Annotated in this window: 6 protein-coding genes and 1 pseudogene; all 7 read left to right on the forward strand. The window is 35.1% G+C overall.

The genetic code is table 11. The annotated features are described in order from the left end of the window. Positions 1 to 7 precede the first annotated feature (7 nt). Positions 8 to 1495: a Do family serine endopeptidase gene (locus IPH11_18595; protein ID MBK6915570.1), complete on the forward strand. Its 1488-nt coding sequence runs from the start codon at positions 8 to 10 to the stop codon at positions 1493 to 1495. An 86-nt stretch (positions 1496 to 1581) separates the two neighbouring features. Continuing rightward, a complete protein-coding gene (gene aroC / locus IPH11_18600) occupies positions 1582 to 2790 on the forward strand; it encodes a chorismate synthase (GenBank protein ID MBK6915571.1) in 1209 nt (402 codons plus the stop codon). A gap of 2 nt (positions 2791 to 2792) precedes the next feature. Next, a pseudogene (locus IPH11_18605) lies at positions 2793 to 3436 on the forward strand (MBL fold metallo-hydrolase). A 64-nt stretch (positions 3437 to 3500) separates the two neighbouring features. Further along, positions 3501 to 4262, forward strand: a complete 762-nt coding sequence (locus tag IPH11_18610) for an ABC transporter permease subunit (GenBank protein ID MBK6915572.1) — start codon at positions 3501 to 3503, stop codon at positions 4260 to 4262. After that, complete coding sequence (locus IPH11_18615) at positions 4255 to 5061, forward strand: ABC transporter ATP-binding protein (protein ID MBK6915573.1); 807 nt, start codon at positions 4255 to 4257, stop codon at positions 5059 to 5061. The genes IPH11_18610 and IPH11_18615 overlap by 8 nt, the downstream gene beginning before the upstream one ends. Positions 5062 to 5081: 20 nt before the next feature. Then, on the forward strand, positions 5082 to 6626 hold the full coding sequence (locus tag IPH11_18620; GenBank protein ID MBK6915574.1) for an acyl-CoA carboxylase subunit beta: 1545 nt from the start codon (positions 5082 to 5084) through the stop codon (positions 6624 to 6626). Positions 6627 to 6745: 119 nt separating this feature from the next. After that, a partial coding sequence (locus IPH11_18625) for a hypothetical protein (GenBank protein ID MBK6915575.1) occupies positions 6746 to 6893 on the forward strand: 148 nt, incomplete at its 3' end.

Genomic DNA, 6893 nt, shown 5'->3' on the forward strand with positions numbered 1-6893 from the left:
GTAAAAAATGAAATCAAAAAAAATGTTTGGTGCAGCAGCACTAATTGCAATTGGTATTATATTCGGCGCATTGCTTATCACTGGTTTTGGATGGATTCGCCCCGGACTTTCAGATATAATTCTGGGCGCGGCACATCCGCCTGTAAATCTTGACGCAGATGCTACGGCTTTCAGTAAAGCATTTATTGAAGTAGCTGATAAAGTGACCCCCACCATAGTGCAGATAAATGTTGTATCGGAAACAAAAGATAATCCTCACGAAAATTTCTTCTTTTTTCCATTTAACGAAGTTCCCCCGGAACAGCGAGGTTCGGGAAGCGGGATAATTATCTCCACGGATGGATATATCCTTACCAATAACCACGTCGTCGAAAATGCAAAGCAAGTTTCTGTAGGACTTTTCGATAAAAGAACTTTTGACGCAACTGTAGTCGGAACTGATCCACTAACTGATCTTGCAGTGATTAAAATAGATGTTGAAAATTTACCTGCTGCTTATCTTGGTGATTCAGACAATCTAAAAGTGGGTCAATGGGTTATGGCGATTGGTAATCCGTTATCTTTATCTTCAACTGTTACGGCTGGAATTGTCAGCGCAATAGGCAGGGGGCAATTGGGATTAATAAAAGATAGTTATGGTGTCGAAAATTTTATTCAGACAGATGCTGCAATAAATCCCGGCAACAGCGGAGGAGCTTTAGTTGATCTTTCCGGCTCTGTAGTTGGAATAAATTCAGCAATTGCTGCCGGCAATACCGGAACGTACATTGGGTATGGATTTGCTATTCCAATCAACCTCGCAAAAAGTGTAGCGAAGGATTTAATTGCAAACGGAAAAGTCAATCGTGGATATATTGGAGTAAACATTGGCGAAGTTGATAATGCAATTGCTAAATCACTTGGAATGGATAAGCCTCGTGGAATTATTGTGCAAGGAATTGTTCCCGGTGGTGCTGCAGAAAATTCTGATGTTAAAGCCGGCGATGTTATACTTAAGATAGATGGAAGAGATGTTAACCAACCAAATGAATTACAAAGTTATGTGGCTTCAAAATCGGCTGGCTCTACAGTTACGCTTACAATTTTTAGAGACGGAAAAGAGCTTGATAAAAAAGTAATTCTTAAATCACGCGACAATGATACCAAGATCGAACCTGTGACTGATAAATCAAAAAATGATCCGAAGAATGAATCTAATTCTTCAACAATAAATTTTGAGGAGTTAGGGTTAGTCACCAAAAATCTTTCTAGTAAAGAAAAGACAGAATACAACCTTGACGAAGGTGTACTTATTGCTGATGTAAAACCTTTCTCTAAAGCTGAAGATCAAAAATTATTTAAAGGATTGGTAATCGTAGAAGCAGATAAGCAGACGATAAATTCTGTTGATGATCTTCAAAATGTAATTGAAAATAAAAAAGGCAAGGCAATTTTATTAAAAGTACTGGATTCAAAAGGTAATGCCCGATATGTTGGATTGGAAATTCCTAAATAAAATCAGATCGAATTAATATTTCTAACAGTAACGCCCGAATATTCGGGCGTTTTTTTTATCTTTACCTAAAACTTATAAAAAATATGATACGATTTTTAACAGCGGGCGAATCTCACGGAAAAGCATTAACCACTATCGTGGAAGGCTTTCCTTCTAATATGATTGTTGAGAAATCAATAATTGATTTTCAACTGCAGAGGCGGCAAGCGGGTTACGGCCGAGGACTGAGAATGAAAATCGAAACTGACTCGGTGGAAATTCTATCTGGCGTTAGGAATAAAAAATCTCTCGGATCTCCTATCTCATTTTTAATAAAAAATTATGATTGGGAAAATTGGAAGGAGCAGATGTCGCCCTACAATGAAAATATCAGCGAAAAAATTTCGCTTCCAAGACCGGGTCATGCAGATTTAGTTGGAACTCAAAAATATAATTCTGATGACATCAGAAATTCCATTGAACGGTCCAGTGCAAGAGAAACGGCTGCGCGCGTTGCAGCAGGATCTGTAGCAAGAATATTTCTAAATCACTTCGGTATTTCAGTTGGAAGCTATGTTGAAAGTATTGGGGGCATTTATTCGCATAAAAGTTTCTATCAAAAACTTCTACAAAATAATTTAATAGAAGATTTTATTGCTTCAGGATTGTCAGATATTGCTGATAAAAGTCCGGTCAGAGTTTTAGAAAAATCCCAGGAAAATCAAATCATTTCAAAAATAAAATTAGCTAAAAAAAAGGGCGACACTCTTGGCGGCAATTTTATTGTTGTTGCCAGCGGACTTCCTGCCGGGCTTGGGAGTTTTGTTCATTATGACAGGAAAATGGATGCTGCTATTGCTCATTCTATTATGTCTATCAATGCTGTTAAGGCTGTTTCAATAGGCAGTGGTTTTTTATCTGCTGATAAATATGGTTCAGAATCTCATGATGAAATTATACTTGCTGATAAATCTTTTACAAGAAGGACAAATAATGCCGGCGGAATTGAAGGGGGCGTTTCGACAGGGTTACCAATAATTGTTCGTGCGGCAATGAAACCTATTGCAACTTTAATGACTCCGATTCAAAGCATTGATCTTAAAAATATGAAGCCTGCGGACGCACGACGTGAGCGAAGTGATTTTGTAGCTGTTCCGGCTTGCTCGGTAATTGCTGAAGCGATGCTTGCTTGGACATTAGCGGATTATTTTCTCCAAAAATTTGGCGGTGATTCCATCGAAGAAACGTCTGACAATTATCAAAATTATTTAAGCAAGAATTTTATTAGAGTTAAAAAAAATTTTTCGATTGAATAAAAATGATTCAAATTCAAAAGTTTATTTTTAATTCCTTTGGTGAAAATACTTATCTTGTTTGGGAGGAGACTTCTAAAGAAAGTATTATTATTGATCCAGGCTGTTTTTTAGATACCGAAAAGAAAAGACTTTCTGATTTTATTAGCTTAAATGATCTTTCAATCAAATACATGATTTTAACTCACGCGCACATTGATCATATTCTTGGATGCAATTACGTCAAAAAAAACTATTCTGCAGAATTTTATATGCCTGAAGGTGAATTACCACTTCTGACTCATGCAGAAAAACAAGCAGAGATGTTCGACCTGAATATTGAGACACCCCCTTTACCCGATCATTTTTTGAATGAAGAATTAGTACTGTTAATCGGAGATTGCAAGCTAGTTTTTTATCAACTCCCGGTCATACGCCTGATGAATATTGTATTTATTTTGACACGGAAAAAATCTGTTTTACCGGAGACGCTCTTTTTCAGAACAGCATTGGCAGAACCGACTTATGGGGTGGAGATTATATTCTATTGATGGAGTCAATCAAAAATAAATTAATGAATTTATCAGACGAAATAAAAATATATCCCGGACATGGTAATGAAAGTACAATTGGCTTTGAGAGAGTCGACAATCCGTTTCTAAATAATTAATGTTGTGCTGTTTGTTAAAAATGTTCAATATATTCATTTAGAAAATTGAAGATTTAATACGACGATGAATAGAAAAAAATATTTTCTAATAAAGAATTACTCACCACTTATTATTTCGTTAATACTTTGGATAATTTTATTTGAGTTTATCATCCCGACAAATTATTTCGTACCCAAACCGTCAGTAGTTCTCGAATCGTTCGCTTCCCTTTGGAATGATTATAATATTCTTCCTAACCTTTTCTCAACTTTCGGATGTATATATTTATCACTTTTAATCGCATTAATATCCCAGAATTTTTTATCTAACAAAGTTGTGCATAAAAAGTTTTCTAAATATCTGATTAAAAAACGAAATAAAAGTCGTTTGTTTTTTTTGATATTTTCGTTTTTAATTCTCTCTGCTATTTGGTTTTCGGATTTTTACTTTTTGAAGATAATTTTTGCTTCTGTTATTTCGACATTTACCTTAACGATCAAAAACATAAGGGGGATGGATAGAGTTCATCCTAATTTTATTGATTCAATGAAATCACTTGGATTTCCAAATGATGTGATACAAAATAAAATTATTTCAAAACTCGTAAGACCTTCTTTGCTTAATTATTTAAAGAATTATCAATTTGTCTTGTGGACGATAATAACAATTTATGAAGTATTTATTGATAGAGAAGGCATAGGCTTCATGTTAAAAAAAATTGTTGAATACCGGGATTTATCTGCTGCCATTGCTCTTCTGGCGATATTAGGTTTTATTTTATTACTGGTTAATAGGATCCATATTGCCATAACTAAGAATTTCAACTATGAGAACGATCATGAATGAATTCTCTCAACTGAAAATAAACGGATTGGATTATTCATTACCTGTAAGCACCGGTGTTACAAAATTACTTCTTGAGAATATTAACATTGATATTAAATCACAGGGTCAGCAGAACACTTTTACTTCCATCATTGCACCCCATGATTCAGGCAAATCAACTCTGCTGAAAATTGTTTGTGGATTAATTCCACCCACCAAGGGTCAAATAACATTTTTCCCTGATTCAAAGATTTCACCAATAACCAAAGTAGTCTTGATAAATGAATATAAGAATTACTTGCCCTGGCTTTCAGTGAGAAAGAATATTGAATTCACATTAGAACATAGCCGTTATGATGGGAAAAAGAATAACTCTGAAATACAAAACATAATTGACCTTGTTGGCTTAAATGGCTATGAAGATCACGTTCCAAGCAGTAAAAGTAAAGGTTTTATTTTTAGAATAGCAGTAGCAAATGCTTTAATCACAAATCCTGATTTTATATTATTAGATGAACCGTTCAGAAATTTTACAAGTTTATCGCGTTCAGAAGCATATCAAGTCCTTCACAATATTAAATCTAACACAAGGGTAAATTTTATTTTATCAACCACAAATATTTTAGAAGCAATTTATTTTTCGGATATAGTTTACATGATGCAAAAAAATCCGGGTTTAATATTTGACTCAATAAAAATTGATAGATCAAAAATTTCGGCAAAGTTCGATATTAATGATTACACAAGAGAAATTATTACGGAAATTCAAAATAGATTTGCTGCAAAAAAGAATCTTGGAATCATAAACTTTTCAATATAAAAATATAAACTTATGGTCATATGAAAGACAAACTGGATAAACTAAAACAGTTAAGGAATAAAGCACTTTTAGGAGGAGGAACAGAAAGAATTGAAAGTCAACATAAAAAAGGCAAATTCACTGCCCGCGAAAGAATTGAATTGCTTGTTGATGAAGGCAGCTTTGATGAAATAGATATGTTTGTAAAGCATCGAGCAGTTGATTTCGGTTTGGATAAAATTCATTATCCCGGGGATGGGGTTGTTACAGGATTTGGCAAGATAAATGGAAGATCGGTTGCTCTGTTTAGCCAGGATTTTACAATATTCGGAGGGTCATTATCCGAAACACATGCTGGGAAAATAATGAAGATAATGAATATGGCAATGAAAGTCGGAATCCCGGTCATTGGACTGAATGATTCAGGCGGCGCACGAATTCAGGAGGGGGTAATGAGTCTTGGCGGTTATGCCGATATTTTTCTTGCTAACACTCTTGCTTCCGGAGTAATTCCACAAATTTCCGTCATACTTGGTCCTTGTGCAGGGGGTGCAGTGTATTCTCCCGCAATAACCGACTTTATTTTTATGATTAAAAATACAAGTCACATGTTTGTTACAGGTCCGAATGTCGTGAAAACTGTAACCCATGAGGATGTTTCTTTTGAGGAATTGGGAGGGGCAGAGACTCATGCTTCCAAAAGTGGTGTGGCACACTGTATTTTTGAAAATGAAATTGATGCTTTAAAAGCGGTAAGAAGATTGGTGGGGTATTTACCTCTTAATTTTATGGATCATCCGATTGATATAAATTTCGATTCCGCTGCTCTCTCTTCGGATGAAAGATTGAATCATATAATTCCTCAGAGTCCGAATAAGCCGTACGATATGAAAGAAATTATTAACCTGCTTGTTGATCATGAAGACTTCTTTGAGATTCACTCTGAATTTGCTGAGAATATTATCGTTGGTTTTGGGAGAATCGGAGGATTATCAGTGGGAATAATTGCAAATCAACCTGAAGTTCTCGCTGGTGTTTTGGATATAAATGCTTCTTTAAAAGCTGCAAGGTTTGTAAGATTCTGCGATGCATTTAATATTCCTTTATTAGTGTTGGTTGATGTTCCAGGTTTTTTACCAGGCACCGAGCAGGAGTGGCATGGAATTATAAAGCATGGAGCAAAATTATTGTTCGCATTTTGTGAAGCTACTGTCCCAAAAGTTACGGTCATCACGCGGAAAGCATATGGCGGTGCTTACGATGTTATGAATTCTAAACATATTCGTGGAGATTTTAATTTTGCATGGCCTTCTGCTGAAATCGCAGTTATGGGTCCCAAAGGTGCGGTTGAAATAATTTTTAAAAAAGAAATTTCAAACTCGAAAGACCCTGAAAAGGAGATGCAAAAAAAGCTTGAAGAGTACGTAGAAAAATTCGCAAACCCTTATATCGCAGCCGAGCACGGATATATTGATGATATTATTGAGCCATCAGAAACAAAATTAAAATTAGTGAATGCATTTAACATGCTTAAATCAAAAGTTGATAAAAATCCAAAGAAAAAACATTCAAACATTCCACTCTGATAAGCGTATAAGCCAAACTCTTATTGTTCTATTAGTTAAGCTAATTAAGTAAGTTTTTACTTGATTCAATCCGGTTCAAGGTTTATATTGCATAACAATTTGTTAAATAAGGAGATACTATGAAGAAACTCTTACTGTTCGTTGGGGTGATTTCCTTATTTGCTTTACTGCTTAGTGCGTGTGGAGCAAATCAGGAAATAACCAAAGAAGTCAAAACTAACAGTAACGACTCGAACTTTACCAAAGTTGGAATCGTTTCTGAAATGT

The sequence above is a fragment of the Ignavibacteriales bacterium genome, from assembly GCA_016709155.1.
Taxonomy (GTDB): Bacteria; Bacteroidota; Ignavibacteria; order Ignavibacteriales; family Ignavibacteriaceae; genus JADJEI01.

Excerpts from the sequence above, each read along its gene's own strand:
- IPH11_18595 (MBK6915570.1), top strand. The coding sequence starts at position 8 with ATGAAATCAAAAAAAATGTTTGGTGCAGCAGCACTAATTGCAATTGGT.
- IPH11_18615 (MBK6915573.1), top strand. The coding sequence starts at position 4,255 with ATGAATGAATTCTCTCAACTGAAAATAAACGGATTGGATTATTCATTA.
- IPH11_18610 (MBK6915572.1), top strand. The coding sequence starts at position 3,501 with ATGAATAGAAAAAAATATTTTCTAATAAAGAATTACTCACCACTTATT.
- IPH11_18620 (MBK6915574.1), top strand. The coding sequence starts at position 5,082 with ATGAAAGACAAACTGGATAAACTAAAACAGTTAAGGAATAAAGCACTT.